This window comes from Pseudomonas sp. B22(2017) (assembly GCF_002113105.1).
Taxonomy (GTDB): domain Bacteria; phylum Pseudomonadota; class Gammaproteobacteria; order Pseudomonadales; family Pseudomonadaceae; genus Aquipseudomonas; species Aquipseudomonas asiatica.
The window spans coordinates 392,771-418,094 of the sequence record NZ_NEJN01000002.1; the positions used below are offsets into that span (position 1 = coordinate 392,771).

Below are 25,324 nucleotides of genomic sequence, written 5' to 3' on the forward strand. Positions count from 1 at the left end.
ACGCTTGAAGGGGCCGTAACGACCAGCTCGCTTCTAAGCAGAAGGGCTTCGCAATCAAGCGCGCTTTATAACCCATTGTTATAGTTGAGTCAACCACAGCGCCTATGATCAACAGAATGAAGGTCGATCGAATGGGCAATTGACACCTTGCTATCATTACGCCACTGTTGCCCTTTTATTGGATCCAAAGAGTATGCGGTGATGACTCTGTCCGATACTCCCGAGCGTATAGTGCACCCACGGCTATTGTGGCGACTTTTGTTCGTGCTGGTCGTCGTGCTGGCGGCATTTCTCTACCTGAGCCTGATCAGCCTGGGCGGTTATCTGCTGATGCTTGGGTTCGATGCCGAACACTCTCAACCGCAGCGGCTGATGGCCCTGGCCGGTGGAGGGCTTATCCTGCTGGTCGGCTTGTGGCTGCTGAAAGTGGCGATGCCTCGGCGCATCAGCCTTGTGCTGGTTGAGCCTGGGCGTTGAACCTCGCAATGTTTTCCCTCCTGCTGTGCCGGTGGAGTTCGCATGGTTTCAGCTGACTGTCTCGACCACTCTGTCATGCCTGCCCACCGCTATGAACAGCTGGTTCAGTCGGTGGTGGATTACGCCATTTACATGCTCGATCCTTCCGGCCATGTGGTGTCGTGGAACGCAGGCGCGCAACGTATCAAGGGGTACCGTGCCGATGAAGTGATCGGCCAGCATTTCTCGTTGTTCTTCACCCCGCAGGATTGCACCGAGGGCCGCCCGGAGCGCTTGCTGCGCCAGGCGCTGGAGCAGGGCGAGGCGCAGGATGAGGGCTGGCGCGTACGCAAGGATGGCACGCAGTTCTGGGCGCTGGCCGCCCTGGATGTGATTCGCGATGACCAGGGCCAGATTGTCGGCCTGGCCAAGGTGACCCGGGACATCACCGACCGTCGCGAGACGGCGCTGCAACTGGACGCGGTGCGCGCCCAGCTGTTCCAGGCACAGAAGCTGGAGGCCCTCGGCCAGTTGACCGGTGGCCTGGCGCATGACTTCAACAACATGCTGACCATCATCATCAGCTCGGCGCGCTTGGCGCTGGCCACCCAGGACCCGGCACGCGCCCAGCGCATGTTGCAGCACATTCTCGATGCCGGGCAGCGGGGCACCGAGCTGACCCAGCAGTTGCTCAGCTTTGCCCGCCACCGCAAGCTTGATGTGGCTTGCGTCGCCCCGGCGAACCTTGTTGCCGCCACCCGTGGTCTACTGGAGCATGCGCTGCCTGGATCGATTGACCTGGAGGTGGTACTGCAACCGGACCTGCCCCTGATCGAGGTGGATGCCGGGCAACTGCAGATGGTACTGCTCAACCTGTTGTTCAATGCCCGCGATGCCATCACGGGGCAGGGCCGGATCGGCTTGACCGTCGAGGTGGTCGAACTGACCGGTGAGGTGGAGGGCCTGCACGGCGGGTTTGTGCGTTTCGAGGTCGAAGACAGCGGCGAGGGCATCGCGCCAGCGGTACTGCCGCGGATCTTCGAACCGTTTTTCACTACCAAGCCCTTTGGCAAGGGGACTGGCCTGGGCCTCAGCCAGGTGTATGGTTTTGCCAGGCAGACCGGTGGTGCCATTTGCGTCGACAGTGAGCCCGGCCGGGGAACTTGCATGCAGCTTTACTTGCCAATCTATCAGCACACGGACAGCCAACTCGACAGGTAGAACACCATGGCACAGGCACTCAGGCGGCTGGTGACGGGGATCGATGGGCTCGATGCGTTGCTCCAGGGTGGCCTGGTGGCTGGCGCGTCCTACATCATTCAGGGCCCGCCGGGGGCGGGCAAGACCATCCTCGCCAATCAGCTGGCCTGCGGGCATGTGCGCGGTGGTGGCCGGGTGCTGGTGGCCACCTTGCTCAGCGAGTCGCACGAGCGGCTGTTCCAGTACCTGGCGACCCTGGAGTTCTTCGACCCGGCGCTGGTAGGTGATCCGATCCAGTTCGTCAGTGCCTTCGATACCCTGGAGCAGGAAGGCCTGGACGCCGTGGTACGGCTGCTGCGCCAGGAAATCGCCCGCCAGCAGGCCAGCCTGCTGATCGTCGATGGCGTGCTCAATGCCCGGGTGCGTGCGGAAACCGCGCTGGACACCAAGAAATTCGTCTCCGAACTACAGGGCCATGCGGCCTTTGCGGGCTGCACCGTGCTGCTGCTGACCAGCGCCCGGCTGGAAGAGGGCAGCCCGGAGCACACCATGGTCGACGGGGTGATCGAACTGGGCGAGCAACTGTTTGGCAGCCGCGCCGTGCGTCATATCCAGCTGCGCAAGACGCGGGGCAGTGCGGCGTTGTCGGGGCGCCATGAATGCCTCATCGATGAAACCGGCATGCATGTATACCCGCGCCTGGAGTCACTGTTCAGCCACCCCAGCCAGGCGGGCAGCGCCACCTTGGAGCGCATCCGCAGCGGGGTGGCGACCCTGGATGAAATGCTCGGTGGCGGCCTGGCCACGGGCTCGGTCAGCTTGCTGATCGGGCCCTCGGGTATTGGCAAGACGTCATTGGGCCTGGCATTTCTCGGTGCCAGCAGCCTGCAGGCGCCGGGGCTGCATTTCGGCTTTTACGAAACGCCGGAGCGCCTGCGTATCAAGGCCGCGTCGCTGGGTTACGATTTTGCAGCCATGGAGCAGGCTGGCATCCTGCAGCTTTGCTGGCAGCCGACTACCGAGGGCCTGCTGGACCAGGTCGGTGCGCGCCTGCTCGAGCGGGTCGAAGCGCAAGGCAGCAAGCGCGTGCTGATCGACAGCCTGGGGGCGTTCAGCCGCCTGGCCATCGACCCGGCGCGGCTCAATGCGTTTTTCCGCGCCTTGGTCGGCGAACTGCGCGCGCGCGATGTCAGCGTGATGCTGACCTGGGAAATGCGCGACATTTTCGGCGCGGAAATCAGCGCCCCGGCCCCGGACCTGTCGAGCATCGTCGACAACTTGATGCTGATGCGCTTCGTCGAGCTGGATTCGCAGCTGCGGCGCATGCTGTCGATCCTCAAGGTGCGTGACAGCCACCATGACCCTGCCTTGCACGAGCTGCTGATCGGGCCGCAGGGCATTACCCTGCGCAAGGCGTTCGAAGGCGCTTGCGGTGTGCTTTCGGGAACGCCGGTGCCGCAGGGGAGCGGGTGACGGGGCGGGCGATGAACACCATCCTGATCGTCGATGACGAGTACCTGATTGCCGACATCCTCGGTTTTGCCCTGGAGGACGAGGGTTTTCTGGTGGAAAAGGCGAGCAACGGCTGCAAGGCGCTGGAGGCACTGAAGGAAAAGCGCGTTCAGCTGGTCATCACCGACTACATGATGCCACTGCTCAACGGTGAGGAGCTTGTGCGCTCGATGCGTGAAGACCCGGCCTTGAGCGAGTTGCCGGTCATCCTCATGAGTGGCGCGCAGGCCAACCAGGGATGCCCGGAACTGTTCGCCGCGGTGTTCGACAAACCGTTCGACATGGACTGTATGATCGCCAAGGTGCGCGAACTGCTGGGCACCTGAGGCGCGGCGCGATCAAGCGCGTCCGTGCGGCTTGAGGCAGGTCGCTCAGTGCGAGTCGTCGTGCTTTTCCGGGGCCGGGCTGCCGGCCTGAATACGCTTGAAGATCTCTTCTCGATGGACCTGGACGTCTTTCGGTGCATCGATACCGATCCTCACCTGCATCCCTTTGACGCCCAGAATGGTGACTTTGATGTCATCGTTGATGACGATGCTTTCGCCAACCTTGCGGGTGAGTATCAGCATGTAGTTCTCCTTGGTGATGTAAAAGTCCGTCGGGCTAGTTGCCACGGCGGCGGGAGCTTGTCCCTCTTCCTTCTCATTAAAGACGCTTTCGGCGGATAGTAATTCCCCGACAGACAAATTCTGTTGCGTGTCTTCAGTCGCAGGTGCCGAAGCAAACCGCCAGCGGTTTGTCGGCCAAAGTGCTCGTGGCAAGAATAGGGGGCTTGGCGGCCAATGGGAAATTTCTTCGCATCATGGTCTGAATAGACCGGGTTAATGGTCATCCTGTTCCTCGAGTGCCTGAAGAAATAACAGCAAGGCTACTTCTTCACGGTCCAGGCCTTTGCGCACACGGTTCTTCGGCAAGTTGGCCAGGCGCCCCAGGGCATAGTGTTCAAGTACAGCCGGGTGAATGTAGCAGCGCCTGCACACTGCCGGTGTATTACCCAGGCGTGATGCTACCTGACGGACGATGGCGGCGACCTGGCGCTTGGCTTCGCTCTCGGGCTCCCAGGCCAAGGGCCTCAGCAGGTCCAGGGCGAGGCTGCTACCGGCCCAGGTGCGGTAGTCCTTGGCGGTGAAGTCGGCACCGGTCAGCTGCTGCAGAAACTGGTTGACCTCGCTGGAGCCGACGCTATGGCGCTGGCCGTCGTCGTCCAGGTACTGGAACAACGCTTGGCCGGGCAGTTCCATGCAGCGCTTGAGCAGGTTGGCCAGGCGCCGATCGTTGAGGCTGACGTTGTGCTCGACGCCGCGCTTGCCGCGGAACTGGAAGCGGATGCTGCTGCCCTTCACCTCGACATGGCGGTTGCGCAGGGTGGTCAGTCCATAGGACTGGTTGTCACGCAGGTAGCGCTGGTTGCCGATGCGGATCAGGGTGTGGTCCAGCAGGCTGATCACCAGCGCCATCACCTTTTCCCGGTCCAGGCCTGGTCGGGCAAGGTGGTCGTGCAGCTGTGCGCGCAATTTCGGCAGGGCCTGGGCAAACGCCAGCATGCGCCCGTACTTGTGCTGGTCGCGTATTTCGCGCCACTGCGCGTGGTAGCGGTATTGCTTGCGGCCACGGGCATCGCGACCTGTGGCTTGCAGGTGGCCTTGCGGGTCGGCGCAGATCCACACCTCGGTATAGGCCGGGGGGATTGCCAGTGCAGCGATGCGGGCAAGGGTATCGCTGTCACGCACTCGCTGGCCGTCGGCATCCAGGTAGATGAAGCGCCCTCTCCAGCGCCGCCGGGTCAGGCCCGGCTGGCTGTCATCGACGTAGTGCAGGGTGCGCGGCAGGGGGCAGTCAAGCATGGTTGGCAGGCCTCGATCAGGTCACTGATCAATGGACACCAGCGACGGGGCCGATGCTCAGCCCAGCAGCGCCACCGACTTGATTTGGGCAAACAGCACCTGGCCCGGGTGCAGGCCGAGCTGGTCTGCCGAGAAGCGGGTGATGCGCGCGAGCAAGGCATTGCCGCCAGCATCCAGGCTGACCAATACATGGGCCGGGTTGGCGGCCGGGCGGCTTTCGCGCACGCGCACCGGCAAGCGGTTGAGAATGCTCGAAGTGCTGTCGGCTGCCAGGGCCAGGCTGACGTCACGCGCCTGCACCTTGACCCGCAAGGTGCTGCCCATCACCTGGGCAGGGTGGGTGATACGCAACAGCGGCCCGTCGTTGCCGGGCAGGCGCAGGTCGAGCAGGTCGTAGTGCGCGTCATGTGCCACCACCAGGCCTTCAAACACCACGCCGGCATCCTCGCCCTCGGCCAGCGACAGGTCGAGACGGGCCAGGGTTTCGCCGATCGGGCCGCTGGCCACTGCCTGGCCTTGCTCCAGCAACACCAGGTGGTCGGCCAGCCGCGCCACTTCTTCCTGGGCATGGCTGACATACACCAGCGGAATGTCCAGTTCGTCGTGCAGGCGTTCCAGGTAGGGCAGGATTTCGCGTTTGCGCGGCCCGTCGAGGGCAGCCAGTGGCTCGTCCATCAACAGCAGGCGCGGGCTGCTGAGCAGGGCGCGGGCAATGCCCACTCGCTGCGCCTCGCCACCGGACAAGGTCGCCGGCCGGCGTGCCAGCAAGTGGCCGATACCCAGCAGCTGGCAGGCCAGGTCTAGGCTGACCTTGCGCTCGGCAGCGGCCACCCGGCGCCAGCCGAACTCCAGGTTGCCGCGTACCGACAGGTGCGGGAACAGGCTGGCCTCCTGGAACACGTAGCCTACCGGGCGCAGGTGTGGTGCCAGGAAGAATCCGCGGGCGCTGTCTTCCCAGACTTCGCCGTTGACCTCGATGTAGGCGCTGGCGGCCCGTTCCAGCCCCGCCAGGCAACGCAGGCAGCTGGTCTTGCCAGAACCGGAGTGGCCGAACAACGCACTGATGCCGCGGCCGGGCAGGTGCAGGTCTACGTCCAGGGTGAAGTCGTCGCGTGCCAGTTGCAGGCGCGCCACAATCGATGCGCTCATTTCAGCTCCAGCCAGCCTTGCCGCGGCGTCCTGCGTAAAGCAGGAGCAGCACCAGGAACGAGAACACCAGCATGGCACCGGCCAGCCAGTGCGCTTGCGAATAGGCCATGGCCTCGACATGGTCGAAGATCTGCACCGAGACCACGCGTGTCTTGTCGGGGATGTTGCCGCCAATCATCAACACCACGCCGAACTCGCCCACCGTGTGGGCGAAACCGAGGATGCTGGCGGTGATGAAGCCCGGACGGGCCAGCGGCAGCACCACGTGGACGAAGGTATCCCAGGGGCTGGCGCGCAGCGTCGCGGCCACTTCCAGCGGGCGCTGGCCAATGGCGCCGAAGGCATTCTGCAGCGGCTGGACCACGAACGGCATGGAATAGATCACCGAGCCGATCACCAGGCCGGTGAAGCTGAACACCACGCTGCCCAGGCCCAGCGCCTGGGTCGCCTGGCCCAGCCAGCCATGTGGGCCGAGGGCGATCAGCAGGTAGAAGCCGATCACCGTGGGTGGCAGCACCAGCGGCAAGGCCACTACCGCGCCCACCGGCCCGCGCAGCCACGAGCGCGTGCGCGCCAGCCACCAGGCGATGGGCGTGCCGACGATCAGCAGGATGAGGGTGGTCATGCTGGCCAGTTTCACGGTCAGCCAGATGGCACCCAGGTCACTGGCATCCAGTGGCATCAGATTTCATAACCGTAGGATTTGATCACTGCCGCGGCTTTCGGGCCTTTCAGGTAGTCGACCAGGGCCTTGGCGGCGGGGTTGTCCTTGCCTTTTTCGAGGATTACCGCGTCCTGGCGGATGGGTTCGTGCAGGGACGAGGGAACGATCCAGGCCGAACCGCTTTCGACCTTGCCGTCCTTGTAGATTTGTGAAAGGGCGACAAAGCCCAGCTCGGCGTTGCCGGTGGATACGAACTGGAACGCCTGGGTAATGTTCTGCCCTTCGACCAGCTTGGGCCGGGTGGCTTCGGTCAGCTTCAGCTTGTCCAGCACCTGTGTGGCGGCCAGGCCGTAGGGCGCGGTTTTCGGGTTGGCAATGGACAGTTGCTTGAACTGGTTGTTCTTCAGCACTTCGCCGTTGGCGTCGACATAGCCGGGCTTGGCCGACCACAGCGCCAGGGTGCCGATGGCGTAGGTGAAGCGTGAGCCCGGGGCAATCGCGTTTTCCTGCTCGAGCTTGGCTGGGGTGCTGTCGTCGGCAGCGAGAAATACCTCGAACGGCGCGCCATTCTTGATTTGTGCGTAGAACTGGCCGGTGGCGCCATAGGCAGCGACCAGCTTGTGGCCAGTGTCTTTCTCGAAGTCCTTGGCAATGGCCTGGATAGGAGCTGTGAAGTTCGCTGCGACCGCGACCTGGACTTCATCGGCCCAGGCAGTGTTGAGGGCAAGCAGGCTGGCCAAGGCGGTGGCAGCCACGTGGGGCGGGCGGATACGCATGAAGACAGCTCCTTGGGGCTTATCGTTATATCCTTAACTATATAGCGATAGGTCATGGGCCGGGAAGAGGGGGCAGGATGATGTATGGGCAGGTCCGGCCCCTTCGCGGGCTTGCCCGCTCCCACAGTACTGCGCAGCATTCAAAACCAGTGGTGAACCTGTGGGAGCGGGCAAGCCCGCGAAGAGGCCGAACCTGCTTATGCAGACGCCTGGCGGCCGATCACTGCCAGCGCCTTTTCGGCAATCTCCCGGGTCAACTCACCCGCCGGCATATGCCTGCCCAGCCGCAACGCCTGCCCCGACCAGAGGTTGCTGAAATCGCTATTGCCCTGCGGATCCGTAATCGCCCGCAAAGGCATCAAGGCGCCGCCGGCCAGCGGGAAGTGCGGGGCCAAATCGCTCATCGGCCCCAGCTCGCGCATGATGCGGTTGTTGATGCCACGCGCCGGTCGGCCGGTGAACAGGTTGGTCAGCGCCGTGTCGCTGGCCGGGGCGCTGTCCAGGGCCTGGCGATGCGCCGGCGACACCTTGGCCTCGGGGCAGAACAGGTACGCCGTTCCGATCTGCACTGCCGAAGCACCCAAGGCCAATGCCGCCAACAGGCCGCGGTGGTCAGCAATGCCGCCAGCGGCAATCACCGGCACGCTGACCGCATCGGCCACCTGCGGCACCAGCGCGAAGGTGCCGATCTGGCTGGTGATATCGTCGCTGAGGAACATGCCGCGATGGCCGCCCGCCTCATAGCCCATGGCAATGATCGCATCACAGCCGTGATGCTCCAGCCACACGGCTTCCTCTACTGTAGTGGCGCTGGACAGCACCTTGGCACCACTGGCCTTTACCCGTTGCAGCAGGCCGGCATGTGGCAGGCCGAAGTGGAAGCTCACCACCTCCGGGCGCAGTTGCTCGACCAGCTGGCAGCTATGTTCGTCGAAAGGCGCCCGGTTGGACACCGGCGTGGGCGCCGTGAAGTCGGCACCCACTTCGCTGTAATAGGGCTGTAGCGCCTGCTTCCAGCGTGCATCGCGCTCGGCATCGGGCGCTGGCGGCTGGTGGCAGAAGAAGTTCAGGTTCAACGGGCGGCCCGGGCAGCCGGCGCGGAAGGCGGCGATCTCGGCGCGCACCTGGTCGCCCGTGAGCATGGCGCAGGGCAGGGCGCCCAAACCGCCCGCCAGGCCCACGGCAATGGCCATGCCCGAGCCCGTCGCACCGGCCATGGGGGCCTGCAGAACGGGCAACTCGATGCCCAGCAGGTCGAGGATGCGGCGGTCGGGCCAGTGGCTCATGCGATTCTCCTTGCGCGGGCGGGCGGGCGGTACGGTGGGGCGGGTATTTACAAGGCTTTGCTGACCTGGATGTCGCTGATCTTCTCGGCGTCTTCGCCGTGAATCTTGCGCAGGGCTTCCAGGGCTTGTTCGAGGGAGGCGTCGGGCATCAGCGCGAAGTCCCAGCGGCGCTGGCCGTCGAGTTTGTACTTGATGACGTACTTGGTGGTCTGGGTCATGGTGGCCTTATCTGAGTTTCGACGATGAACGACGGACGATCTTGATCTTGTGGGTCAAGGTTGGCTTGCGGGTAACCGAGATCGGGCGGGTGGTCACGGTATCGATGGTGATGTTCCAGAAACCGGTGCTTGGCACGGTTATCTTCGCCGGGAACTTGTCGAAATGGCCACCGTGGTAGGTATGACGACCGCCGTTCTTGAAGCTGCGGAAGTTGGCGTCGTTCATCAGGCGGATATTGCAGCGCTGGGAGCACTCGATGACGACGATATCGTCCTCGTTCAGGTGCTCGCGCTGGTGTACGAATTTCATGTGATGCTCCGCAAGGATTGGTTCTGCAAAGACGAAAGATACCACGATGTCGGGTTACACTGCCGCGCTGTTCCGCCCGGCATAGATAAATCTGCCAAAGCAGGGAGCAAAACAGCCTGGCTGTGGTCAAAGCGGATTCTTGAAGGCAGAGGTGCTGCAAATGAAGTGGATGGTGGCGGCGTTGGCGATGACGCTGGGTGGCTGTGTGAGTGTTACGGAACTGGAACAGTCGCATGAAACGCTGGATGTAATCTCGGGCAAGTCCCCACGCGCGTATGCCGATTGCGTCAAGCAGAAGCTGGCCGATACCCGGGACCCGCTTGTGGAAGAGCAGCGTGGCGATGGCCTGCGGCTGATCGTGCCGCAAAAAATCAGCTCGGGCGTGGGCCCGGCGGCGCTGGTGGATATCGACAAGCGTGGCAGCGGCAGCAGCATCAAGTTGCACGAGCGGCTGAACAATTTCCCGCTGCGCCTGGGCGACGTGCGCACCGCAGCCACCCAATGCATTTCCGGTAGTTGATCCAGGGCAACTGATCACGCTCCTTTTACTTATATGTTTTAAGCCTAAGCTTATAACAATAGAAAAGGAGATTCGTGATGACACCGTTGAGTCGCGCCTTGGTCGGCAGCCTGCTGATCCTGGCCTGGCCCACGGCGCATGCCGCCGATGGCCAGAAAGTCTTCACCCAGGGTGGGGCCAACCCCGCCGCCATGGCTTGCCTGGGTTGCCATGGCCCGGACGGCAAAGGCATTGCCGCTGCCGGCTTCCCACGCCTGGCCGGGCTGCCGGCCGCTTACCTCAGCAAGCAATTGCATGATTGGCGCAACGGCAGCCGCAAGCAGCCGGTGATGGAGCCGCTTGCCAATGCCCTGAGCGAGGATGAGATCGAGGCGGTCAGCACCTATCTGGCCAGCCTGCCGGCAGACCCTGCCGGCGACCTGCGTCGCCAGCAGATCGCCGATGACCCCACCACCCGCATGGCCCTGTACGGTGACTGGAGCCGGCAGATTCCTGGTTGCGTGCAATGCCATGGCCCGGGCGGTGGCGGGGTTGGCGAACACTTCCCGCCCTTGGCCGGCCAGCCCGCCAGTTACCTGGTGGCGCAGCTCAATGCCTGGCGTGACGGCACGCGCAGCAATGACCCCAACCAGCTGATGGTCGGCGTGGCCAAGGCCATGACCGATGACGAGATCAAGGCCGTTGCCGAGTTCTTCGCCCGCCCCGCCAGCCAGGAGGTCAAGCCATGAAACCGATGATTCCAGCCCTGCTGCTGCTGGCCATGGGCAGCGCACACGCCGCCCAGATTGCCATGGAAGACCAGTCGCAGTTGAAAGTGCCTGGCGTGCAGGCCGCGCCGCAGTTCGTGCCACCAGCGGAAAGCGAGTTGCCTGACAATGCCTTTGGCAAGATGGTACGCGAGGGGCATGCCTTGTTCGTCGACACCCGCAGGTTGATGCCCCAGGCTGTGGGCAACGGCATGAACTGCAGCAACTGCCACCTTGACCAGGGGCGGCTGGCGCATTCCGCGCCGATGTGGGGGGCGTACCCGATGTACCCCGCCTACCGCAAGAAAAATGACAAGGTCAACACCTATGCCGAGCGCATCCAGGGCTGCTTCCAGTTCAGCATGAACGGCAAGCCGCCTGCGGCCGATAGCCCGCAGATGACGGCGCTGGCGGTGTATTCGTACTGGCTGTCGACCAAGGCGCCGACCGGCGTCGAGATTGCCGGGCGCGGGTACCCGGAGGTGCCGCAGCCAAAGGGCGGATACGACTTCAAGCGCGGTCAGCAGGTTTATCGTGAGCAGTGTGCGATTTGTCACGGCGACAATGGCGAAGGGCAGAAGGTGGCGGGCGAGTACGTGATGCCGCCGTTGTGGGGCAAGGACTCCTACAACTGGGGCGCCGGCATGCACCGGATCAATACCGCGGCGTCGTTCATCAAGTACAACATGCCGCTGGGCAAGCCGGGCAGCCTTAGCGATCAGCAGGCCTGGGATGTGGCGGCCTGGGTCAATCGCCATGAACGGCCGCAGGACCCGCGGCTGGTGGAGGGTTCCATCGAGAAAACGCGGGTGAAGTTCCATGCCAATGACGGGGTGAACCTGTATGGGCAGAAGGTCGATGGTGTGCTCATAGGGCAGGGCACCGGTAGCTGATGTATTGCCTGTACTGGCCTCCTCGCGGGCTTGTCCGCGAAGAGGCCAGTACAGGAAACCCCGATTTCCTGTCATCCATCTGTCATGGATGACAGCAATATTTACGATCCCCCGGAACTATCTACACTGGGTTATCTCTATCTTCCCATCGATCGGCCACAGGTAGGGCATTGTAAGGTGACTGCCGCCTGATTAGACTGCGCCGAATTCCACTGGCCTAGCCTTTTGTAAGGACGTATATGATCAAAAAATGCTTGTTCCCGGCAGCCGGTTACGGCACCCGCTTCCTGCCCGCTACCAAAGCCATGCCCAAGGAAATGCTGCCGGTGGTCAACAAGCCACTGATCCAGTATGGCGTTGAAGAGGCACTGGATGCCGGTCTGAACGAGATCTCCATCGTCACCGGGCGCGGCAAGCGTGCTTTGGAAGACCACTTCGACATCAGCTACGAGCTGGAAAACCAGATCAAGGGCACCGACAAGGAAAAATACCTGGTTGGTATCCGTCGCCTGCTCGACGAGTGCTCGTTCTCCTACACCCGCCAGACCGAAATGAAAGGCCTGGGCCACGCCATCCTGACTGGCCGCCCGCTGATCGGCGACGAGCCGTTCGCCGTGGTGCTGGCGGACGACCTGTGCGTGAACCCGGAAGGTGACGGCGTACTGACCCAGATGGTCAAGCTGTACAACCAGTTCCGTTGCTCGATCGTCGCCATCCAGGAAGTCGATCCGCAGGAAACCAACAAGTACGGCGTGATCGCCGGCGACATGATCCGTGACGACATTTTCCGTGTCACCAACATGGTCGAGAAGCCAAAGCCGGAAGACGCCCCGTCGAACCTGGCGATCATTGGTCGCTACATCCTGACCCCGGACATCTTCGACATCATCGCCAACACCGAGCCGGGCAAAGGTGGCGAGATCCAGATCACCGACGCCCTGATGCAACAGGCGCAGAACGGCTGCGTGATCGCCTACAAGTTCAAAGGCAAGCGTTTCGACTGCGGTGGCGCCGAGGGTTACATCGACGCGACCAACTTCTGCTTCGAGAACTACTACAAGACTGGCAAGGCTTACTGATAAGCCGCTACTTGTATCAAAGCTGATAACTGGGGCTGCTTTGCAGCCCTTCGCGGGCACGCCCGCTCCTACAGGTATTGTGCAGGCCTTCAAGGTTGCGCCGGTACTGTGGGAGCTGGCGGGCCCGCGAAGGGTCGCAAAGCGGCCCCAGTGCGTTATGCTGGGCGCCTGCCTAGGAGAGTGAATACATGGCCTACGATTTTGATCTGTTCGTGATTGGTGCCGGGTCCGGCGGTGTGCGCGCGGCGCGGTTTGCCGCCGGCTTCGGGGCAAAGGTGGCAGTGGCCGAGAGCCGCTACCTGGGCGGCACCTGCGTCAACGTCGGCTGTGTGCCGAAAAAGCTGCTGGTGTACGGCGCACACGTCGCCGACGAACTGGAGCAGGCCGCAGGCTTCGGCTGGACCCTGGAAGAAGGGCACTTCGACTGGGGCACCCTGATTGCCAACAAGAACCGGGAAATCGAGCGCCTCAACGGCATCTACCGCAACCTGCTGGTCAACAGCGGGGTTACCTTGCTGCAGGGGCATGCGCGTCTGACCGGTGCCAATGAAGTGGAAGTGGAAGGCCAGCGCTACACCGCCGAGCACATCCTCATCGCCACCGGTGGCTGGCCACAGGTGCCGGACATTCCGGGCAAGGAACTGGCCATCACCTCCAACGAGGCCTTCTACCTCAAGGACCTGCCACGCCGGGTGCTGGTGGTGGGCGGTGGCTACATTGCCGTCGAGTTCGCCGGCATCTTCCAGGGCCTGGGGTCGGCTACCACACTGCTGTACCGTGGCGACCTGTTCCTGCGTGGCTTCGACGGTTCGGTGCGCACGCACTTGAAGGAAGAACTGGAAAAGCGCGGCCTCGACCTGCAGTTCAATGCCGACATCCAGCGCATCGACAAGCTCGAGGACGGCAGCCTCAAGGCCACCCTCAAGGATGGCCGCGAGCTGGTCACCGATTGCGTGTTCTATGCCACCGGCCGGCGCCCTATGCTGGACAACCTGGGCCTGGAAAACACCGGCGTCGAGCTGGATGCACGCGGTTACATTCGCGTTGACCAGCAGTACCAGACGACCGCGCCGTCGATCCTGGCCATTGGCGACGTGATTGGCCGCGTGCAACTGACCCCGGTGGCTCTGGCCGAGGGCATGGCCGTGGCCCGGCGCCTGTTCAAGCCTGAGCAATACCGCCCGGTGGACTACCAGAACATCCCCACCGCAGTCTTCAGCCAGCCTCCCATCGGTACCGTGGGCCTGACCGAAGAGCAGGCGCTGGAGGCCGGGCACAAGGTGCAGGTATTCGAGAGCCGCTTCCGTGCGATGAAACTGACCCTGACCGACATCCAGGAAAAGACCCTGATGAAGCTGGTGGTCGATGCCGAGACCGACAAGGTGCTGGGCTGCCACATGGTTGGCCCCGACGCCGGCGAGATCATCCAGGGCCTGGGCATTGCCCTGAAGGCCGGTGCGACCAAGCAACAGTTCGACGAAACCATCGGCGTGCACCCGACGGCGGCCGAAGAGTTCGTGACCATGCGCACCGCGACGCGCTGACTCAACGGAACGCATACCGTTGTAGGAGCGGCCTTGTGTCGCGATGGGCTGCGAAGCAGCCCCCAGTATTTCTGCAATCGTGAGATACACAGGGGCTGCTTCGCAGCCCATCGCGACACAAGGCCGCTCCTACAGGAGTGACACGACCATGGAGTCAGGGGTATGACCCCGCAATCCTTTGCTCAGCCCATTCCCTTCTATTAGTTACTACCGGTTATAGCCAAAACCAATCAAAAGCATGAGCTTTGCCAATGAGCCTTTATCGGGACCAGCGGTTAGGATTCTCTCCATCAACTGATTCCAACCCCATGAAGGAGCGTCTCTCATGCCAATCATCAACAGCCAGGTCAAACCGTTCAACGCCACCGCCTACCACAAAGGCGAGTTCGTCCAGGTCAGCGAAGCCGACCTGAAAGGCAAGTGGTCTGTCGTGTTCTTCTACCCGGCCGACTTCACCTTCGTCTGCCCGACCGAGCTGGGTGACCTTGCTGACAACTACGCCGAGTTCCAGAAGCTGGGCGTGGAAATCTACGGTGTGTCCACCGACACCCACTTCACCCACAAAGCCTGGCACGACACTTCGGACACCATCGGCAAGATCCAGTACCCACTGATCGGTGACCCGACCCACGTCATCTCGCGCAACTTCGACGTGCTGATCGAAGAAGCCGGCCTGGCCGATCGCGGTACCTTCGTGATCAACCCGGAAGGTCAGATCAAGATCGTCGAACTGAACGACGGTGGTGTAGGTCGCGATGCTGCCGAACTGCTGCGCAAGGTGAAGGCTGCCCAGTACGTTGCCGCTCACCCAGGCGAAGTTTGCCCGGCCAAGTGGAAAGAAGGCGAAGCCACCCTGGCCCCGTCGCTGGACCTCGTCGGCAAGATCTAAGCCGATGTGTATGTCGCGGGCGGTAGCCAGCCGCCAAAGCTGAAGTTCCTACCGCCCCGTAAAGCGCCCGGGCGAGTTCGCCTGGGCGTTTTTGTATCCGAGTTTTGAAAAAGGAATCGCCCGTATGTTGGACGCCACGCTTAAATCGCAACTGAAAACCTACCTGGAGCGGGTCACCCAGCCGATCGAGATCGTTGCCTCCCTCGACGACGGCGCGAAATCCCGCGAATTGCACGACCTGCTGGTGGAAATTGCCAGCCTGTCGAACCTTATTACCTTCAGCGCGGACGGCAGCGATGCCCGTCGTCCATCGTTCTCGCTGAACCGCCCGGGAGCCCACATAAACCTGCGCTTCGCCGGCATCCCCATGGGCCACGAATTTACCTCGCTGGTGCTGGCACTGCTGCAGGTCGGGGGCCACCCGTCCAAGGCCAGTGCCGAAGTGATCGAACAGATCCAGGCGCTGGAAGGCGAGTTCACCTTCGAGACCTACTTCTCGCTGTCGTGCCAGAACTGCCCGGACGTGGTCCAGGCGCTGAACCTGATGGCGGTCCTCAACCCCAACGTGCGCCACGTGGCCATCGATGGAGCGCTGTTCCAGGCGGAAGTGGAATCGCGCAAGATCATGGCGGTGCCGAGCATTTACCTGAACGGCGAAGTGTTTGGCCAGGGCCGCATGGGCCTGGAAGAAATCCTCGGCAAGATCGACACCAACGCAGGCAGCCGTCAGGCCGAAAAGATCAACGCCAAGGACGCCTTCGATGTGCTGGTGGTCGGTGGTGGCCCGGCCGGCGCCTCGGCAGCCATCTATGCCGCGCGTAAAGGCATCCGCACCGGTATTGCGGCCGAGCGTTTCGGCGGCCAGGTGCTCGATACCCTGGCCATCGAGAACTTCATCTCGGTACAGGAAACCGAAGGGCCGAAGCTGGCCACGGCGCTGGAAGAGCACGTCAAGCAGTACGACGTGGACATCATGAACCTGCAGCGCGGTGAAGCGCTGATCCCGGCCACCGATGGCGGCCTGCACGAAGTACGTCTGGCCGGCGGTGCCTCGCTCAAGGCCAAGACCGTGATCCTGGCTACCGGTGCCCGCTGGCGTGAGATGAACGTGCCGGGCGAACAGGAATACCGCGCCCGTGGCGTGGCTTACTGCCCGCACTGTGACGGCCCACTGTTCAAGGGCAAGCGCGTGGCGGTGATCGGTGGAGGCAACTCGGGTGTGGAAGCGGCCATCGACCTGGCGGGTATCGTCGCCCAGGTAACGCTGATCGAGTTCGACAGCCAGCTGCGTGCCGATGCGGTACTGCAGCGCAAGTTGCACAGCCTGCCGAACGTGAAGGTGATCACCAGTGCGCTGACCACCGAAGTGCTTGGCAATGGCGAAAAGGTGACTGGCCTGCGCTACAAGGACCGCACCACCGACCAGCAGCATGAAGTGGCGCTGGAGGGCATCTTCGTGCAGATCGGCCTGCTGCCGAACACCGACTGGCTGAAAGGCACCGTCGAGCTGTCGCCACGTGGCGAGATCATCGTCGATGCCAAGGGCCAGACCAGCATCCCTGGTGTGTTTGCGGCGGGTGACGTGACGACTGTGCCGTACAAGCAGATCGTGATTGCGGTGGGTGAGGGGGCCAAGGCATCGCTGGCGGCCTTTGACCACCTGATCCGCACTTCGGCACCGGCATAAGCCTGTACCGGCCCTTTCGCGGGCATGCCCGCTCCCACAGGTACTGCACAGGTCTTGAGATTTGTGAGGAACCCTGTAGGAGCGGGCATGCCCGCGAATGCGTCAGAACTGACAAAGCTGAATCTGAGGATGTCTATGATTAATGCAGACACCCTCAGGAATCACATCCATGACCCTGATCAGCCGCGAACCCTGGTGGCTAGTCCCCCCAAAGCCCGGGCAGCAAGAGCAGGACCTGCACTGGGGCTACCTGGAAATCTATGCCGACGGCCGCACCGTGTTCGTCGACCAGCGCCCCAGTGACCGGGAGCTGGCCGAGCGCAAGAGCTGCCGCAACTTCCCCGACCCCGAGCCGTGACGGCTCAGCCTTCCAGTTCGGCCAGGCGTGCTTCCAGCGCCGCGATGCGGGCTTCGAGGGCTTCGATGCGTTCTTCCGACACATTGCCGCCGCTGCTGCGTGCCCCACCTTCTTGTTGCCGGGAAGCCAGGATTGCCTCGATTTCGGCCGGGTCGCCCAAAGCATGGGTGTAACGGTCTTCGCGCTGGCCGGCCTGACGCGGCAGGTGCAAGGCCAGGCCGCGCGAGATCAGGCGCTCCAGCTGGTGCTGGATCTGCTCGGTGTCGTCGAAGTCGTGCAGGCGGTTGCTGCGGGTCAGCAGTTCGTTGAGGGTTTGCGGCCCGCGCAGGAACATCAGGCCCATCAGCACCAGTTGCGCCGGCACCAGCTCAAGCGCCTTGTCCACCCGTTGTTCCCAACGGTCGGCGCGGCTGCCCATCTGCAGGCGGGTCATGTCCTGCCCTTCGAGGGCGCGCAGGGCTTGGCCGACCTGGCCTTGGGTGAGGTTCATGACCGGCTCGCGACTGGTCTTCTGGTTGCAGGCCAGGACTAGGGCGTTGAGGGTCAGCGGGTAGCTTTCCGGGCTGGTGGCCTGCTTCTCGATCAGCGAGCCGAGAATACGGATCTCGATGCTGTTGAAGCGGCCTTCGCCGGCGGTTTCGTTTTCTGACATGGCCCTGTCTCATTGCTGGGGAAAGGCCACTAGCCTAGGTAAAGCGCCAGGCTTAAGCAATCACTGGGATCATCGCCGGCAAGCCAGCTCCCACAGGTACAGCACAAGCCGTAAGGCCGGCACTATCCCTGTGGGAGCTGGCTTGCCGGCGAAAGGGCCGCAAAGCGGCCCCGGCAAACTCAAGCGTTGCGCCGCTCTTCAGCCTGGCACGCCGCCGCGGTAAACAGCACATCGGTCGAAGAATTCAGCGCCGTCTCGGCCGAATCCTGCAGCACGCCGATGATGAAGCCAACCGCCACCACTTGCATGGCAATTTCGCTAGGGATACCAAACAGGCTGCACGCCAGTGGAATCAGCAGCAGCGAGCCACCGGCCACGCCCGAGGCGCCGCAGGCACACACCGCCGCCACCACGCTGAGCAGCACGGCGGTCGGCAGGTCCACCATAATACCCAGAGTATGCACTGCCGCCAGGGTCAGCACGGTAATGGTGATGGCGGCGCCGGCCATGTTGATGGTCGCACCCAGCGGGATCGACACCGAATAGGTGTCCTCATGCAGGCCAAGGCGCTCCGACAGGGCCAGGTTGACCGGGATGTTGGCTGCCGAGCTGCGAGTGAAGAACGCGGTGATACCGCTTTCGCGCAGGCAGAGCAGGGTCAGCGGGTAGGGGTTGCGGCGGATTTTCCAATATACGATCAGCGGGTTCATCACCAGCGCCACGAACAGCATGCAGCCGATCAGCACCGCCAGCAGGTGCAGGTAGCCGAGCAGGGCGTCCAGGCCCGACTGGGCCAGCGTGGCGCTGACCAGGCCAAAGATGCCCACCGGGGCGAAGCGGATGACCACGCGTACGATCAGGGTCACGCCATTGGACAGGTCCTCTACCACGGTGCGGGTGGTTTCGCCGGCATGGCGCAGGGCTACGCCCAGGCCGATGGCCCAGGTCAGTACGCCGATGAAGTTGGCGTTGAGCAGGGCGTTGATCGGGTTGTCGACCGCACTCAGCAGCAGGTTCTGCAGCACCTCGGTAATGCCCCCCGGCGCGCTCAGCGCAGCGTCGCTGGTAGTCAGCACCAGGTTGGACGGGAACAGCATGCTGGCGACCACGGCGACTACCGCTGCGCTGAAGGTGCCCAGCAGGTACAGCCAGAGGATCGGGCGAATATGGGTTTCCTGGCCGTGACGGTGGTTGGCGATCGATGCCATGACCAGAATGAACACCAGCACGGGCGCCACCGCCTTGAGGGCGCTGACGAAGACTTTCCCGAGGAAGGCCATGTCGCGGGCGATGGCGGGCGCAAGCAGGGCCAGGGCGATGCCGGCGATCAGGCCGATGACGATCTGCGTCACCAGGCTGGTGCGGTTGAGGAAGCGGAGGACGGGGGTCATGTGCAACGATATCCCAGCATGTTCAAAAAGGGCGCGACTTTACCATAGACCTTCGTCGAGCAGGGCGGCCTGAAGAAGTCAGCGCCCGCGCCGCCGCGACACCCGCGCCTCGATGTTCTTGCGCCCGATCAGCAGTGGCGGCTTCTCCACTACCGGCTCGTCCGCCAGCCACTTGTACATCACCAGGCAGTCCACCAGCCCCAGGCGGGCATGGCGATAGGCCTTGGGCAAGCGGCCAACGGTTTCGAAGCCCAGCTTGTGCCACAGCGCCACCGCTACCTCGTTGGTGGCCACCACCGAGTTGAACTGCAGGGCCAGAAAGCCCTCCTGGCGTGCCTGTTTCTGTGAGTGCTCGCACATCAAGCGCGCGACGCCGCGGCCGCGTGCCGTTTCACAGACCATGTAGCCGCAATTGCCCACGTGCCCACCGGGCCCGGCGGCATTGGCCTTGAGGTAATACGACCCCAGCATCGCGCCGTCTTCCTCGGCCACGAATGTGCGCATGGGCAGTTCCAGCCACAGCTGGCGGGCCTGTTCAAAGCTGAGGGCCGGGTCGAATGCGTAGGTTTCACGGGCTTGTACGACGGCCTGGAAGGTGGGCCAGAAGCGCTCGAAGTCTTCCGGCGTCATGGGGCGGATGTGGATCATGCGGGTTCCTGCAAGGGCTGGGCCGCCCAGTCTGGGTGGCGCGGCGCCGTCGCGCAAGGGCGGCGACGCCATTTGCGCTCAGCTGTTGGCCTTGCCCACTGCATCCATGGCACGTGCCGAGTAGACCAGCGCGGCGCCGGCATTCATCGCCACGGCCACGCCCAGGGCCTCGGCGATTTCCTCGCGGCTGGCGCCGTGTTTGACGGCCTGCTGTGAATGCACGGCGATGCAGCCATCGCAGCGGGTGGTCACGGCCACGGCAAGGGAGATCAGCTCGCGGGTCTTGGCGTCCAGGTGGTTGGTCTTGGCCCCTGCGCCGCTGGCGGTCATGTAGCCAGCCACGGTGTCAGGGGATAGCTGCTTGAGATCGCCGATGCCGGCCATCAACTGCTTACGGTAGGCGTCCCAGTCCATCATGCTCATCGTCTTCACCTTGGGGAGGTTGCGAGTGGAGCTTTCAGGCTAGTCGAAGAGTGGAAAGTGTGAGGCTTGTACTTTGGTTGGTTGCGCGCAGGCCTTTGGACTGCGCGCAACCATATCGATCAGATATAGATGAACACCAGCACCAACGCCGCGACGAACGCCCACTTCTCCAGATAGTAGCGCGTGCGGTTGCGCTTCTTCAGCGCCTTGCCACGTTCGCGGATCTTGTAGATGCGGGTGAACAGCCGGTTGATGCCACCGGTCTTGTCGCCGGCATCGTTGGGGGCGGCGGCAGCGGCCATGACGTTGCGGCTGAACCAGCGGTTGAACGCGGTTGCCCAGCGGTACTTGAGCGGGCGTTCCACGTCGCAGAACAGGATGATGCGGTTGTGCTCGGTGGTATTGGCCGCGTAGTGGATGTAGGTCTCGTCGAAGACCACGCCCTCGCCATCGCGCCAGGAATATTTCTCACCGTCCACATCGATGTAGCAGCCATCGTCGTTCGGCGTGTCCAGGCCCAGGTGGTAGCGGTACGAGCCGGCATACGGGTCGCGGTGGCGCACCAGCTTGGCGCCCGGTGGCAGGGTGGCGAACATGGCGGCCTTGACCGTGCCGATGCCTTTGAGCAACTCGGTGGTGCGTGGGCACAGGGTCATCGCCGAAGGGTGGCTTTCGCCGTACCACTTCAGGTAGAAGCGCTTCCAGCCGGTCTTGAAGAATGAGTTGAAACCGACATCATCGTAATTGTCGGACTTCTTGATTTCGCCCACATGCAGCAGTTGCTGGGCTTCCTCGCGGATTTCCTGCCAATGGTCCTGCAGCGTCTGCAGTTCGGGGAAGGCCTCCACCGGCAGGTACGGCTTTGCAGGGTGCCGGGAAAACAGGTACAGGAAGCTGTTGATCGGCGCCAGGAAGCTGGAGTGGTCGCCCAGCTGACGGGTCAGCTTGTGGCGGACGCGACCGCGCAGGTGAACATAGGCGATCGAGAGGATGAAGATGAGGACTAAGGCGATTTTCATGGGCGGATACGTCAAGTAATGGCCATGCGTGATGGCTAAGCCCGCCAGCATAAACAATCGAGCCGATGCTTTGTAGGAGAATGTTACGCAGCGATGGCAGACCTTGGTACAAGCGTCACCGCTGTACCAAGGTCTGCATGGCGATGCATCAGGCCAGAGTGACCTCGATGCGGCCATCCGTGATGCGATGGTCCCTGCCTTGGTAACTGACTACATAATCAGTAAAGTCGGCGGTCAGGGTCTTTTTATCCACGTTCCACTCATGCTGCAGGCGGCCCCCGCTCAAGAGATAGTGCATACCGCCAATCGAGAAGAACAGGCGTGCATGTTGTTCACTGAACAGCATCATGATGCCTTGGATTGCGTTGTCCACTTGCTGTCTGGCGATGAGTTGGATGCGGCCGTCCTGAAGTATCTTGGATTCGATGGTTTGAGCGTCAAGGTTACCCAGCGAGGGGAAAATGGCGGGGTCGAGGTTGGCGGTGACCTGGCCGGTGCCGTTGGTCCTTGCATCGTCGGCCAGTGACAAGGACAACGAGCCATCCACGATCTCGACCATGCCCATGGTGTGTTCAATGGTGTAGTGGAACGTTGCGGCAAATGCCTTGGAAGCCTCATCCATCTCGGTAATATCGATTGAGCCCCCGGTCGCCCAACCTGAGCGACCAATCGAAGTCGAACCGAAATAGGCGTTGATCTCGGCTTTCTCGCCTGCACCGATCTTGAGGGATGCGCCCGCCACCAGGTAACGTTCCGGGATATTCAGGAATATATAGCTATAAGCGGTATCTGATCCCTCCGTGTACTGAATGGCGAAAAATGAGCGGTTGCCATTACTGACATCTGTATCTATGACATCAGTCGTGAACTCGCGCTCACGCTGGTTGCCCCACTTCAGTTTCGCTTGCATGGCAGGCTGGGTATTCCGTGTTTGCTGTTGCTGTTTCATGGCCGTATCTATGTGATTGAATTGAGGCCTCAGCGTATGGTTTGGGTGCCTGCCCGCGAAACTGACAGACCTGCGGGTTTCCCAACGCATCAGTACGTGCTTTGCCATCTTGAGGAGCGGCACGATGACACCGGTCAGCGGACGTATCGAAAAACCATTCAAGCGCCTGTTCTTCGCCTTGCCGGTCAGCGATGCCCAGCGCCGCGCCCTGGCCCAGTGGCGACGTGGCCTGAACCTGCGCAGCGGCAAGCCGGTGCCGGCCGCCAACTTCCATGTGACACTGCTGTTTCTCGGCGATGTGGATACCGCCCATGTGCCTGCTATTTGCGCGGTGGTCGACCAGCTGGCGCTACCGGCCACGGCACCACGGTTGTTGCTGGACCGCCTGCAGGTGTGGCAGCGGGCCAGTGCACTGGTGCTGGAGGCGCAGCAGACCCCACCGGCCCTGTTGCAACTGGTGTACAGCTTGCAGCAGGCGCTGCTGCCGTTGGGGGTGGAAGCGGCCGACCGCGAGTATCGCCCGCACCTGACGCTGGCCAGGGATTACCGCGGCCAGCCGCCAGAGGCCAGCAGCGCGCCGGATTTCTACCTCGCCGCCCGCCATTTCACACTGTACGAGTCGCGCAAGGGCGCTTACTGGCCATTGGCGCAATGGCCGCTTTCAGGCTGATTCAGGCCATGGCCTCGCAGTCTGCGAACATCTGCTCGCCCAGCGTGCGTGCAGTGTGCAGGTGCAGTGCCGGGGCTGCGCCTTCGCTGTCGTCCAGCAGGGTGGAGCTGAGCACCTCGGCGCCGCAGTATTCGAAGATGCCGTGCTCGATCTGCACGCGCATCGCCTCGCCATAGCCGTGACGTTCGAAAGTGCCGCTGTCGGCACCGGCGACACCGACCAGGTGCACCTTCATGCCGCGCAACTTCTTGACGGTGATGCCCCCTTCATAATCGAAGGCCCAGCCATTGCTGAACACCCGCTCGACCCAGCCTTTGAGCAAGGCCGGCAGCGACCACCAGTAGATGGGGTAGACCAGCACCAGCGCATCGGCGCGTTCAATACGCGCCTGCTCCCTGAGTACATCCGCCGGCGGGGCTGCCAGCCTGCGGTGCACCGCATGGTCGGCCAGGCCGAAGCGCGGGTCGAAACCTTCACTGGCCAGGTCGGCGATTTCGCTGCCGTGGCCGGCGTTGGCCAGGCCGGCGGCGATCTGTCGGGCCAGGGCATGGGTGAGGGATTGCGGGTCGTGATGACCGACGACGATCAGGGCATGCATGGTGGGCTCTCCAAGATTGGGATGCAGGGTTACCCAGAGCGCTATATACTCAAGGTAAGTTACGTTTAGTAAGTTACTTTTGGTAGGTAAGCGATGTCAAGCGATGATCAAGGCCGCTCGCGCAAGCGACTGAGCCGCGAAGAGCGCCGTCTGCAGTTGCTCGATGTGGCCTGGCAGCTGGTACGGGAGGAGGGCACCGATGCCTTGAGCCTGGGGCGTTTGGCCGAGCAGGCGGGGGTGACCAAGCCGGTGGTCTATGACCATTTCGAGACCCGGACCGGGTTGTTGGTGGCGCTGTACCAGCAATACGATGCACGGCAGTCGCGGATGCTGGAGCAGGCGCTGGCGCGTTGTGACGCTAGCCTGGCCAGCCGCGCCGGGGTGATTGCCGAGGCGTATGTGGACTGTGTGATGAGCCAGGGGCTGGAGATACCCGGAGTGTCGGCGGCATTGGCCGGCTCGCCGGAAATGGAAGCGCTGAAGCGGGCCTATGAACAGCCGTTTCTGGACAAATGCCGTGAGGCGTTGGCCAGGTTTTCGCCCAGTGGCAACATCGGGGTGGCGGGCATGCGCTTGCTGGTGGGGGCGGCGGATGCCTTGTCGCAGGCGGCTGCTGCGGGGGAACTGGAGGTGGGGCAGGCCAAGGCCGAATTGCAGGCAGCAATAGTGGCGATGGTCGAGCGGCAATGAAGCCTTGAGAGTGCCGCGGCTGCTCTGCAGCCCATCGCCGGCAAGCCACCACCTCGACTGCATCGACCTCAAGCCTTGTGCAGTATCTGCGGGAGATTGCCCAGCCCTTTTGGGCTGCGCTGTCGCGCAGAGAACAACTATCGCTCGTTTGCCGCGTCCTTTGTAGGAGCAGCCTTGCTGAACCAATAAGTCATGTGTTGTTCCATGAGAGCCGGCTTGCCGGCGATGGGGCCAGGGCAGGCGATTACACCGGCAGGCTCTGGTACGGCAATTCATCCCCCGGGCTGCGGGCGAACTGGCGCTTGTACTCGCGGCTGAACTGCGAGGTGCTCTGGTACCCCACCCGGTGCGCGGTCTGCGCCACCCCCAGGCCTTCGCCGATCAGCATCTGCTGCGCCTTCAGCAGCCGCAGGCGCTTGAGGTACTGCATCGGCGCCATGTCGGTGCAGCGCTTGAAGTGCTCGTGGAAGGTCGAAACGCTCATGTTGGCGCGTGCGGCCAGCGCTTCAACGCTCAGCGGCTCGGTGTAGTGTTCGCGCAGGTGGGCAAGGGCGGCGCCGATGCGGGCGAAGTGCCCTTGTTGCTCCACCAGCGCCCGCAACACGCCCGCTTGTGGGCCGCGCAAGGCGGTGTACAGCACCTCGCGTACCCGCGCCGGGCCCAGCACCTTGGCGTCCACCGGGTCCTGCAGGCAGCGCAGCAGCCGTTCCACGCATTCGCGCATCGGCGCATCGAGTGCAGCCGAGGTCATTGAATGCGGGGTTTGCGCCTGCACCGCGGCATCCGGCGCCAGGGCCATGCTTTGCACCAGTTCACCCAGCACGCCGCGGTCGATGTCCACCGCCACGCCCAGCAACGGTGCTTCGGGGGTGGCAAAGGTTTCGCACATGAACGGCACCGACAATGCCTGCACCAGATAATGCCCGGCGCCATATTCCAGGGTACGCGGCCCCAGGCGCGCCAGCTTGCTGCCCTGGGCCAGGATCATCAGGCTGGGTTCGTAGATCTGCGGGCTGCTGGCCACATAGTGGTCCCAGCTCAGCACCTGCACCTGGGGCAGGTGCGTGGGCACGAAGCCCGGGCGCGTGGCAAGGCTGCGGATCAGTGTGCAAAGCGGCGCATTGGCGTCGACGTGGCGGGTCAGTTGCATGAT

30 protein-coding genes are annotated in these 25,324 nt (G+C 62.9%); 14 read left to right on the top strand and 16 right to left on the bottom strand.

Annotated elements, in window-relative coordinates:
• Nucleotides 1-201 precede the first annotated feature (201 nt).
• From CAG18_RS05710 to CAG18_RS05725, 4 genes are read left to right on the top strand one after another with little or no spacing between them, the layout of a single operon-like run.
• Nucleotides 202-477 (top strand): hypothetical protein, encoded by a 276-nt coding sequence (locus tag CAG18_RS05710; protein ID WP_043935716.1) that lies wholly within the window; start codon nucleotides 202-204, stop codon nucleotides 475-477.
• Nucleotides 478-519: 42 nt separating this feature from the next.
• Nucleotides 520-1,677, top strand: coding sequence for a nitrogen regulation protein NR(II) (locus CAG18_RS05715; RefSeq protein ID WP_085720557.1), 1,158 nt, complete (start codon nucleotides 520-522; stop codon nucleotides 1,675-1,677).
• Nucleotides 1,678-1,683: 6 nt separating this feature from the next.
• The gene (locus tag CAG18_RS05720; RefSeq protein ID WP_061551764.1) at nucleotides 1,684-3,129 is read left to right on the top strand and encodes an ATPase domain-containing protein; all 1,446 of its coding nucleotides are present in this window, start codon (nucleotides 1,684-1,686) and stop codon (nucleotides 3,127-3,129) included.
• 11 nt (nucleotides 3,130-3,140) lie between these two features.
• Complete coding sequence (locus tag CAG18_RS05725; RefSeq protein WP_085622082.1) at nucleotides 3,141-3,494, top strand: response regulator; 354 nt, start codon at nucleotides 3,141-3,143, stop codon at nucleotides 3,492-3,494.
• 45 nt (nucleotides 3,495-3,539) lie between these two features.
• On the opposite strand, the gene csrA is transcribed toward CAG18_RS05725, so the two are convergent.
• From csrA to CAG18_RS05760, 8 genes are all read right to left on the bottom strand, one after another.
• The gene (csrA, locus tag CAG18_RS05730) at nucleotides 3,540-3,737 is read right to left on the bottom strand and encodes a carbon storage regulator CsrA (RefSeq protein WP_004375914.1); all 198 of its coding nucleotides are present in this window, start codon (nucleotides 3,735-3,737) and stop codon (nucleotides 3,540-3,542) included.
• 252 nt (nucleotides 3,738-3,989) lie between these two features.
• Nucleotides 3,990-5,012 (bottom strand): DNA topoisomerase IB, encoded by a 1,023-nt coding sequence (locus CAG18_RS05735; RefSeq protein WP_013973191.1) that lies wholly within the window; start codon nucleotides 5,010-5,012, stop codon nucleotides 3,990-3,992.
• A gap of 57 nt (nucleotides 5,013-5,069) precedes the next feature.
• Nucleotides 5,070-6,161: a molybdenum ABC transporter ATP-binding protein gene (gene modC, locus CAG18_RS05740; protein WP_061304079.1), complete on the bottom strand. Its 1,092-nt coding sequence runs from the start codon at nucleotides 6,159-6,161 to the stop codon at nucleotides 5,070-5,072.
• A gap of 1 nt (nucleotide 6,162) precedes the next feature.
• Nucleotides 6,163-6,843 (bottom strand): molybdate ABC transporter permease subunit, encoded by a 681-nt coding sequence (gene modB, locus CAG18_RS05745; protein ID WP_015270875.1) that lies wholly within the window; start codon nucleotides 6,841-6,843, stop codon nucleotides 6,163-6,165.
• Complete coding sequence (gene modA, locus CAG18_RS05750) at nucleotides 6,843-7,601, bottom strand: molybdate ABC transporter substrate-binding protein (RefSeq protein WP_085720558.1); 759 nt, start codon at nucleotides 7,599-7,601, stop codon at nucleotides 6,843-6,845. Before modA ends, modB begins: the two co-directional genes overlap by 1 nt.
• Before the next feature lie 197 nt (nucleotides 7,602-7,798).
• Nucleotides 7,799-8,887 carry a nitronate monooxygenase family protein gene (locus tag CAG18_RS05755; protein WP_085720559.1) on the bottom strand — a complete coding sequence of 363 codons (1,089 nt, stop codon included), beginning with the start codon at nucleotides 8,885-8,887 and terminating at the stop codon, nucleotides 7,799-7,801.
• Between the two features lie 47 nt (nucleotides 8,888-8,934).
• On the bottom strand, nucleotides 8,935-9,105 hold the full coding sequence (locus tag CAG18_RS27065; RefSeq protein ID WP_013973186.1) for a hypothetical protein: 171 nt from the start codon (nucleotides 9,103-9,105) through the stop codon (nucleotides 8,935-8,937).
• Nucleotides 9,106-9,112: 7 nt separating this feature from the next.
• Nucleotides 9,113-9,415, bottom strand: coding sequence for a DUF1883 domain-containing protein (locus CAG18_RS05760; protein WP_004375922.1), 303 nt, complete (start codon nucleotides 9,413-9,415; stop codon nucleotides 9,113-9,115).
• Nucleotides 9,416-9,575: 160 nt separating this feature from the next.
• On the opposite strand from CAG18_RS05760, the gene CAG18_RS05765 reads away from it, so the two are divergent.
• The 8 genes from CAG18_RS05765 (at nucleotide 9,576) to CAG18_RS05800 (ending at nucleotide 17,131) form a co-directional block, all read left to right on the top strand.
• Nucleotides 9,576-9,935: a hypothetical protein gene (locus CAG18_RS05765; protein ID WP_015270872.1), complete on the top strand. Its 360-nt coding sequence runs from the start codon at nucleotides 9,576-9,578 to the stop codon at nucleotides 9,933-9,935.
• Between the two features lie 77 nt (nucleotides 9,936-10,012).
• The gene (locus CAG18_RS05770) at nucleotides 10,013-10,663 is read left to right on the top strand and encodes a cytochrome c (protein ID WP_015270871.1); all 651 of its coding nucleotides are present in this window, start codon (nucleotides 10,013-10,015) and stop codon (nucleotides 10,661-10,663) included.
• Nucleotides 10,660-11,574, top strand: coding sequence for a c-type cytochrome (locus CAG18_RS05775; RefSeq protein WP_015270870.1), 915 nt, complete (start codon nucleotides 10,660-10,662; stop codon nucleotides 11,572-11,574). Before CAG18_RS05770 ends, CAG18_RS05775 begins: the two co-directional genes overlap by 4 nt.
• A gap of 239 nt (nucleotides 11,575-11,813) precedes the next feature.
• Nucleotides 11,814-12,653 carry a UTP--glucose-1-phosphate uridylyltransferase GalU gene (gene galU / locus CAG18_RS05780; protein ID WP_013973181.1) on the top strand — a complete coding sequence of 280 codons (840 nt, stop codon included), beginning with the start codon at nucleotides 11,814-11,816 and terminating at the stop codon, nucleotides 12,651-12,653.
• A 188-nt stretch (nucleotides 12,654-12,841) separates the two neighbouring features.
• Nucleotides 12,842-14,197 (top strand): glutathione-disulfide reductase, encoded by a 1,356-nt coding sequence (gene gorA, locus CAG18_RS05785; protein WP_015270869.1) that lies wholly within the window; start codon nucleotides 12,842-12,844, stop codon nucleotides 14,195-14,197.
• Between the two features lie 325 nt (nucleotides 14,198-14,522).
• Nucleotides 14,523-15,086 (top strand): alkyl hydroperoxide reductase subunit C, encoded by a 564-nt coding sequence (ahpC, locus tag CAG18_RS05790; RefSeq protein ID WP_004375926.1) that lies wholly within the window; start codon nucleotides 14,523-14,525, stop codon nucleotides 15,084-15,086.
• A 124-nt stretch (nucleotides 15,087-15,210) separates the two neighbouring features.
• A complete protein-coding gene (ahpF, locus tag CAG18_RS05795) occupies nucleotides 15,211-16,773 on the top strand; it encodes an alkyl hydroperoxide reductase subunit F (RefSeq protein ID WP_085720560.1) in 1,563 nt (520 codons plus the stop codon).
• Nucleotides 16,774-16,942: 169 nt separating this feature from the next.
• Entirely contained in the window at nucleotides 16,943-17,131 is a 189-nt protein-coding gene (locus CAG18_RS05800) for a hypothetical protein (RefSeq protein ID WP_013973178.1), read from the top strand.
• 4 nt (nucleotides 17,132-17,135) lie between these two features.
• On the opposite strand, the gene CAG18_RS05805 is transcribed toward CAG18_RS05800, so the two are convergent.
• The 6 genes from CAG18_RS05805 to CAG18_RS05830 all read right to left on the bottom strand — a co-directional run bounded on the left by CAG18_RS05805 (nucleotide 17,136) and on the right by CAG18_RS05830 (nucleotide 22,213).
• A complete protein-coding gene (locus tag CAG18_RS05805) occupies nucleotides 17,136-17,783 on the bottom strand; it encodes a YceH family protein (protein ID WP_085720561.1) in 648 nt (215 codons plus the stop codon).
• A 179-nt stretch (nucleotides 17,784-17,962) separates the two neighbouring features.
• Nucleotides 17,963-19,174 carry a serine/threonine transporter SstT gene (gene sstT / locus CAG18_RS05810; protein ID WP_085720563.1) on the bottom strand — a complete coding sequence of 404 codons (1,212 nt, stop codon included), beginning with the start codon at nucleotides 19,172-19,174 and terminating at the stop codon, nucleotides 17,963-17,965.
• Nucleotides 19,175-19,252: 78 nt separating this feature from the next.
• A complete protein-coding gene (locus tag CAG18_RS05815) occupies nucleotides 19,253-19,822 on the bottom strand; it encodes a GNAT family N-acetyltransferase (protein ID WP_015270865.1) in 570 nt (189 codons plus the stop codon).
• 78 nt (nucleotides 19,823-19,900) lie between these two features.
• On the bottom strand, nucleotides 19,901-20,245 hold the full coding sequence (locus CAG18_RS05820; protein ID WP_039614473.1) for a carboxymuconolactone decarboxylase family protein: 345 nt from the start codon (nucleotides 20,243-20,245) through the stop codon (nucleotides 19,901-19,903).
• A gap of 119 nt (nucleotides 20,246-20,364) precedes the next feature.
• Nucleotides 20,365-21,264, bottom strand: coding sequence for a lipid A hydroxylase LpxO (gene lpxO / locus CAG18_RS05825; protein ID WP_061305723.1), 900 nt, complete (start codon nucleotides 21,262-21,264; stop codon nucleotides 20,365-20,367).
• A 148-nt stretch (nucleotides 21,265-21,412) separates the two neighbouring features.
• Complete coding sequence (locus tag CAG18_RS05830) at nucleotides 21,413-22,213, bottom strand: hypothetical protein (RefSeq protein WP_015270863.1); 801 nt, start codon at nucleotides 22,211-22,213, stop codon at nucleotides 21,413-21,415.
• Nucleotides 22,214-22,337: 124 nt separating this feature from the next.
• On the opposite strand from CAG18_RS05830, the gene thpR reads away from it, so the two are divergent.
• Entirely contained in the window at nucleotides 22,338-22,883 is a 546-nt protein-coding gene (gene thpR, locus CAG18_RS05835) for an RNA 2',3'-cyclic phosphodiesterase (protein ID WP_015270862.1), read from the top strand.
• A 1-nt stretch (nucleotide 22,884) separates the two neighbouring features.
• On the opposite strand, the gene CAG18_RS05840 is transcribed toward thpR, so the two are convergent.
• On the bottom strand, nucleotides 22,885-23,481 hold the full coding sequence (locus CAG18_RS05840; RefSeq protein ID WP_085720564.1) for an NAD(P)H-dependent oxidoreductase: 597 nt from the start codon (nucleotides 23,479-23,481) through the stop codon (nucleotides 22,885-22,887).
• Nucleotides 23,482-23,574: 93 nt separating this feature from the next.
• Between CAG18_RS05840 and CAG18_RS05845 the strand changes: the two genes are divergently transcribed.
• Entirely contained in the window at nucleotides 23,575-24,171 is a 597-nt protein-coding gene (locus CAG18_RS05845; protein WP_085720565.1) for a TetR/AcrR family transcriptional regulator, read from the top strand.
• Between the two features lie 244 nt (nucleotides 24,172-24,415).
• Here CAG18_RS05845 and CAG18_RS05850 read toward each other — a convergent pair whose 3' ends face one another.
• Nucleotides 24,416-25,321 (bottom strand): AraC family transcriptional regulator, encoded by a 906-nt coding sequence (locus tag CAG18_RS05850; RefSeq protein ID WP_004375934.1) that lies wholly within the window; start codon nucleotides 25,319-25,321, stop codon nucleotides 24,416-24,418.
• Nucleotides 25,322-25,324: the final 3 nt, after the last annotated feature.

Bases quoted from the DNA above. Each gene is read 5' to 3' on its own strand.
- CAG18_RS05710 (WP_043935716.1), top strand. From the start codon at position 202: ATGACTCTGTCCGATACTCCCGAGCGTATAGTGCACCCACGGCTATTG.
- CAG18_RS05715 (WP_085720557.1), top strand. From the start codon at position 520: ATGGTTTCAGCTGACTGTCTCGACCACTCTGTCATGCCTGCCCACCGC.
- CAG18_RS05720 (WP_061551764.1), top strand. From the start codon at position 1,684: ATGGCACAGGCACTCAGGCGGCTGGTGACGGGGATCGATGGGCTCGAT.
- CAG18_RS05725 (WP_085622082.1), top strand. From the start codon at position 3,141: ATGAACACCATCCTGATCGTCGATGACGAGTACCTGATTGCCGACATC.
- csrA (WP_004375914.1), bottom strand. From the start codon at position 3,737: ATGCTGATACTCACCCGCAAGGTTGGCGAAAGCATCGTCATCAACGAT.
- CAG18_RS05735 (WP_013973191.1), bottom strand. From the start codon at position 5,012: ATGCTTGACTGCCCCCTGCCGCGCACCCTGCACTACGTCGATGACAGC.
- modC (WP_061304079.1), bottom strand. From the start codon at position 6,161: ATGAGCGCATCGATTGTGGCGCGCCTGCAACTGGCACGCGACGACTTC.
- modB (WP_015270875.1), bottom strand. From the start codon at position 6,843: ATGCCACTGGATGCCAGTGACCTGGGTGCCATCTGGCTGACCGTGAAA.
- modA (WP_085720558.1), bottom strand. From the start codon at position 7,601: ATGCGTATCCGCCCGCCCCACGTGGCTGCCACCGCCTTGGCCAGCCTG.
- CAG18_RS05755 (WP_085720559.1), bottom strand. From the start codon at position 8,887: ATGAGCCACTGGCCCGACCGCCGCATCCTCGACCTGCTGGGCATCGAG.
- CAG18_RS27065 (WP_013973186.1), bottom strand. From the start codon at position 9,105: ATGACCCAGACCACCAAGTACGTCATCAAGTACAAACTCGACGGCCAG.
- CAG18_RS05760 (WP_004375922.1), bottom strand. From the start codon at position 9,415: ATGAAATTCGTACACCAGCGCGAGCACCTGAACGAGGACGATATCGTC.
- CAG18_RS05765 (WP_015270872.1), top strand. From the start codon at position 9,576: ATGAAGTGGATGGTGGCGGCGTTGGCGATGACGCTGGGTGGCTGTGTG.
- CAG18_RS05770 (WP_015270871.1), top strand. From the start codon at position 10,013: ATGACACCGTTGAGTCGCGCCTTGGTCGGCAGCCTGCTGATCCTGGCC.
- CAG18_RS05775 (WP_015270870.1), top strand. From the start codon at position 10,660: ATGAAACCGATGATTCCAGCCCTGCTGCTGCTGGCCATGGGCAGCGCA.
- galU (WP_013973181.1), top strand. From the start codon at position 11,814: ATGATCAAAAAATGCTTGTTCCCGGCAGCCGGTTACGGCACCCGCTTC.
- gorA (WP_015270869.1), top strand. From the start codon at position 12,842: ATGGCCTACGATTTTGATCTGTTCGTGATTGGTGCCGGGTCCGGCGGT.
- ahpC (WP_004375926.1), top strand. From the start codon at position 14,523: ATGCCAATCATCAACAGCCAGGTCAAACCGTTCAACGCCACCGCCTAC.
- ahpF (WP_085720560.1), top strand. From the start codon at position 15,211: ATGTTGGACGCCACGCTTAAATCGCAACTGAAAACCTACCTGGAGCGG.
- CAG18_RS05800 (WP_013973178.1), top strand. From the start codon at position 16,943: ATGACCCTGATCAGCCGCGAACCCTGGTGGCTAGTCCCCCCAAAGCCC.
- CAG18_RS05805 (WP_085720561.1), bottom strand. From the start codon at position 17,783: ATGTCAGAAAACGAAACCGCCGGCGAAGGCCGCTTCAACAGCATCGAG.
- sstT (WP_085720563.1), bottom strand. From the start codon at position 19,174: ATGACCCCCGTCCTCCGCTTCCTCAACCGCACCAGCCTGGTGACGCAG.
- CAG18_RS05815 (WP_015270865.1), bottom strand. From the start codon at position 19,822: ATGATCCACATCCGCCCCATGACGCCGGAAGACTTCGAGCGCTTCTGG.
- CAG18_RS05820 (WP_039614473.1), bottom strand. From the start codon at position 20,245: ATGAGCATGATGGACTGGGACGCCTACCGTAAGCAGTTGATGGCCGGC.
- lpxO (WP_061305723.1), bottom strand. From the start codon at position 21,264: ATGAAAATCGCCTTAGTCCTCATCTTCATCCTCTCGATCGCCTATGTT.
- CAG18_RS05830 (WP_015270863.1), bottom strand. From the start codon at position 22,213: ATGAAACAGCAACAGCAAACACGGAATACCCAGCCTGCCATGCAAGCG.
- thpR (WP_015270862.1), top strand. From the start codon at position 22,338: ATGACACCGGTCAGCGGACGTATCGAAAAACCATTCAAGCGCCTGTTC.
- CAG18_RS05840 (WP_085720564.1), bottom strand. From the start codon at position 23,481: ATGCATGCCCTGATCGTCGTCGGTCATCACGACCCGCAATCCCTCACC.
- CAG18_RS05845 (WP_085720565.1), top strand. From the start codon at position 23,575: ATGTCAAGCGATGATCAAGGCCGCTCGCGCAAGCGACTGAGCCGCGAA.
- CAG18_RS05850 (WP_004375934.1), bottom strand. From the start codon at position 25,321: ATGCAACTGACCCGCCACGTCGACGCCAATGCGCCGCTTTGCACACTG.